The organism is Bradyrhizobium sp. CCBAU 45321 (genome assembly GCF_028128975.1).
In the GTDB taxonomy this organism is placed as follows: Bacteria; Pseudomonadota; Alphaproteobacteria; order Rhizobiales; family Xanthobacteraceae; genus Bradyrhizobium; species Bradyrhizobium yuanmingense.
Window position 1 is genome coordinate 1 of the sequence record NZ_LFKZ01000072.1, and the last position, 3,467, is coordinate 3,467.

4 protein-coding genes and 2 pseudogenes are annotated in these 3,467 nt (G+C 54.8%); 1 reads left to right on the top strand and 5 read right to left on the bottom strand.

Annotated features, from left to right (window positions below):
* On the bottom strand, positions 1 to 183 hold a 183-nt coding region (locus ACM43_RS09830), incomplete at its 3' end, for a hypothetical protein (RefSeq protein WP_271539877.1).
* Between the two features lie 62 nt (positions 184 to 245).
* A pseudogene (locus ACM43_RS09835) lies at positions 246 to 683 on the bottom strand (transposase); the annotation flags it as partial.
* 448 nt (positions 684 to 1,131) lie between these two features.
* Between ACM43_RS09835 and ACM43_RS09840 the strand changes: the two are divergent.
* Positions 1,132 to 1,602, top strand: a complete 471-nt coding sequence (locus ACM43_RS09840) for a hypothetical protein (protein ID WP_036032405.1) — start codon at positions 1,132 to 1,134, stop codon at positions 1,600 to 1,602.
* Here the strand turns inward: ACM43_RS09840 and ACM43_RS38760 are convergent.
* From ACM43_RS38760 to ACM43_RS09845, 3 genes and pseudogenes are all read right to left on the bottom strand, one after another.
* The gene (locus ACM43_RS38760; RefSeq protein WP_442869284.1) at positions 1,588 to 2,016 is read right to left on the bottom strand and encodes a 3'-5' exonuclease; all 429 of its coding nucleotides are present in this window, start codon (positions 2,014 to 2,016) and stop codon (positions 1,588 to 1,590) included. The genes ACM43_RS09840 and ACM43_RS38760 overlap by 15 nt on opposite strands.
* Entirely contained in the window at positions 1,919 to 2,569 is a 651-nt protein-coding gene (locus tag ACM43_RS38765) for a 3'-5' exonuclease (protein ID WP_081493136.1), read from the bottom strand. The genes ACM43_RS38760 and ACM43_RS38765 overlap by 98 nt, the downstream gene beginning before the upstream one ends.
* Positions 2,521 to 3,414, bottom strand: a pseudogene (locus ACM43_RS09845) (ATP-dependent helicase); the annotation flags it as partial. The gene ACM43_RS38765 and the pseudogene ACM43_RS09845, both read right to left, overlap by 49 nt.
* Positions 3,415 to 3,467: the final 53 nt, after the last annotated feature.

Sequence of the window (3,467 nt, forward strand, 5' to 3'; positions counted from 1 at the left end):
AAGGCACTGGATGAGGCCTTTCCCGGCACGCGGCACCAACGATGCTGGTGCCATAAAGTGAGCAACGTACTCGACAACGCCTTGTTCAACTGCCGCGATTTCGTCGCTGGCTGGGTAGCCGTTGGAATGGTGCCAACAAGTTACATAGTAACGTTCTTTGTCGCCTGCTTGGTTGATCGCCATGTCTATATCCGTTTTTTGCTCTGATTTGCGAGCTATGGCTGATTTTGGGTGACGCGGCCTGATCAGGCGGCGTGGCTTTCAGTGTTCGGAATGACTCGGATTCCGTCGATGAACTTTACACCGTCGATCACTTTCGGCAACTGGTTCGTGCTCTTCAATCGCCGCCAGGTCTTCGACGCGGCGTCGATGAGCTTGAACACCATCAGCTTCGCGGTTTGTTGCGACAGCGATCCCTTGGTCCGCACCGTTCGGTGGCGCACCGTGGCGAAGACGCTCTCGATCGGCTTGGAGCTGCGTAGGTGGATCCAGTGCTCAGCAGGGAAGTCGAAGAAGGCGAGCAGCGCGTGGCGATCCTTGATCAGGCACTCCACCGCACGTTCGTATTTGACGTGGTATTTCTCGACGAAGACATCGATCGCGGTTTCAGCTTCGGCCCGGTGTGGGGCCAGATAGATGTTCCGCAGGTCGTTCTTCATGGGGCCCTGCACGGATTTGGCGACAAGTGTATCAGGACAGATCCGCGTAAATCTTCTCTGGACGAGCCTTCCTTCCCCGTAGCGTTTTGGCAGTCTTTTGGCTCCCGCGAATGTACTTGGCGAGATCATCGAGGATGTCCGCAACTTCGCGTGAGCGCAATCCGGCACTCACGCTGACGATTATGGGCGTTTCTGAATTGCGGTTTTCGCCTAAAACGACGCGGCAAGCTGAAGGGCATAGGCCGATGGAGAAGCCCCGCAAGATTGCGCGTTTCTGTCAATGCCAGGATCCTTCGACGTGAGCAAAATCGCATCAAGCTTTCGATCACGCATCACCGCTGCCGCTTGCAGGCGGGAAGTGTTGCACCTGAACAAGCGATCGTCTCCTACCAGATCGCGGCTCGCTCTTAATCTAACCTGCTCGCCCGTTGTGACGCTAATTTGAGAGTAAGCAACGCGAGGAGAACTAGTTATGGCCAAAACCAAGCGGACAAATGAGGAGAGGATCGTCGCACGAATCGCCCTGGTTCGAGCGTCCTACGAAAAAGCACGAAAGGACAGAAGCAAAACCTCGGATTACAGGTACCTTCGGTCAGTACTGCGTGCGTACGAATATTTCGACCAGAACGACCTGGTAGACAACCTTGCTGAAATCGCCCCTTGCGTTTTGATGGCCTCTGTGCGCTCAGGCCAGCACGCTGTCCGTACGATAATTGACGCCTCCTGCGACGACGACGATCTACGGATGAGAAGCCGTTGGACGCGCGCACTGGAATATGCGCTGACGCGAAATGTTGCCGCGAACGATCTGCTTCGTTTCTTGAGAGCCAACAACGGCATCGCGGGTTGCGCCGACCTGGCAAGCAAAACCCAGAGCAAATCGAGTCGGCGCCGGCCGCTCTACTTCGTAAAGCCCCGTCTGACAATACTACGCCTCTGCTAGCTCGAAAGACGACAAAATAGAGCTCGGCAAGAACTGCGACGGGCGAAAAAGCACTGTAGCAGCGGGTATGTTTCGAGGACCAGGTTGACAGTTTCGTCTTGGGTCGACCAGTTCGAGCCTATCTCGGGCCCGAGTCATGGCAACATACAAAAGACGACGCTCTTCCTCCAGGGCCGCGCTACTTTTCGCCCGGGCAGACGGAATACAGCCTTCCATCACGTTGAGAATTGTGACGGACCTCCATTCCAATCCTTTTGCGCTGTGGATTGTCGAGAGAGTCAAAACATCGTCGGGGCCTCCTTCCGAATATTGCCGCTCAGCAACAGCAGGGAATTCCAAGGCAAGCTCGGTCAAGAATTCCCGGCCAGATTCGAAGTCTCGTCCAAGAACCGCCGAGTTGTTCAAGGTCCGCAAGCCAGCTCTCTAGTTTGTCCTCACAGTTCTGCTTAAGCCTGCGCCCGTACCATTTCAGCGTGCTATCCAAAGACGCGGGCCACTTAGACGCTGTTAGCTTTGCCGAAAGCCGTCTGAATTTCTCCACTTGCTTTTGCGCCGCTTCAGGCACACCTGCCCGCTCCAATAACCTGTGCGGCGGCATCCCATCGAAGTCGTTCAAAATTCGATGCGCGGTGACTTTGCCGACCCCTTCTAAAAGTAAGAGAGCTCGAAATCCAGCGATCTGGTCACTCGGATTTTCGTGCCATCGAAGTATGGACACAACATCCTTGATGTGAGCGGCTTCCAAAAACCTGAGGCCGCCCCATTTTTTGAACGGCACTCCTGCTTTCTGAAGCTCAGCTTCAAGAAAAGCAGCCTCCCGCGATGTCCTTGTGAGGACGGCCTGTGGCTGAGCCGCATACCCTGCTCTTTCAAGGACAGAATTCCCTCCACGACGTGCTTGGCCTGCCCTCGCTCGTCTCGGACTGTCGTCAAAAGAGGCAGTTGGTCTGACTTCCGTTTTGACCATAGGTTCTTTTCGAAGGCCCCGTCAGCCCGCGAGATGACGGCGTTGGATGCTTTTAGTAGGCCGGATGTTGAGCGATAGTTCCTCTCAAGAGCAATGACTTTTGCGACCGATGCAAAGCTCGTCGGGAAGCCGCGAATGTTTTCGACAGTCGCCGCCCGGAAGGAATAAATGGCTTGCGCATCGTCGCCGACAACCGTCACACCGCGCCCGTCTGGCTTTAGCAGCTTTATGATCTCGAACTGCAGTCTGTTGGTGTCCTGAAATTCGTCGATCAGGACATACTCGAAGCGCCTTCGAAGCTCATCGCCGATTTCGGGCCGACGCAGCAAAGTTCTGAGGTGAACAAGTAGGTCGTCATAGTCTACACAATTTCGCGAAAGCTTGGCCTTTGCGTACCTCTTAAATATGATCGGCAAGGATCGTCGATGCCGCATCGATCCCGAAAACCGCCTCTTCAACGTCGACTGGAGCGACAGATTGGCGTTCCTGCTGTACGAGAGCACGTCACAGCATTCGTCCGCGGAGAGGAACGCCTTTTTGCTACCAGCTTTTCCGGATCCTGTTAGAGCGATATCCATCAAGTGTTTTTCGTCGTCTCGATCCAGGATTGTGAATTTCTTCGTTAGGCCGATCTGGGCGGCGAATTCCCTAAGCAATTTGTTAGCTATGGAATGAAACGTGCCCGTATAAGGCAGGCTAATCGATGCTCCACCAGATTCGGCCTTGATGACAGACTGGACGCGCTCGACCAATTCATGGGACGCCTTCCGAGTGAATGTTGCGACAAACATTCGCCCTGGTTTGGCCCCGCAAGCGATTAAACGACCTGTACGAGCTGATAACACGCGGGTCTTTCCGGTCCCCGCGCCAGCAACAATCAACAACGGGCGATGCTGCG

Bases quoted from the DNA above. Each gene is read 5' to 3' on its own strand.
- ACM43_RS09840 (WP_036032405.1), top strand. From the start codon at position 1,132: ATGGCCAAAACCAAGCGGACAAATGAGGAGAGGATCGTCGCACGAATC.
- ACM43_RS38765 (WP_081493136.1), bottom strand. From the start codon at position 2,569: ATGGTCAAAACGGAAGTCAGACCAACTGCCTCTTTTGACGACAGTCCG.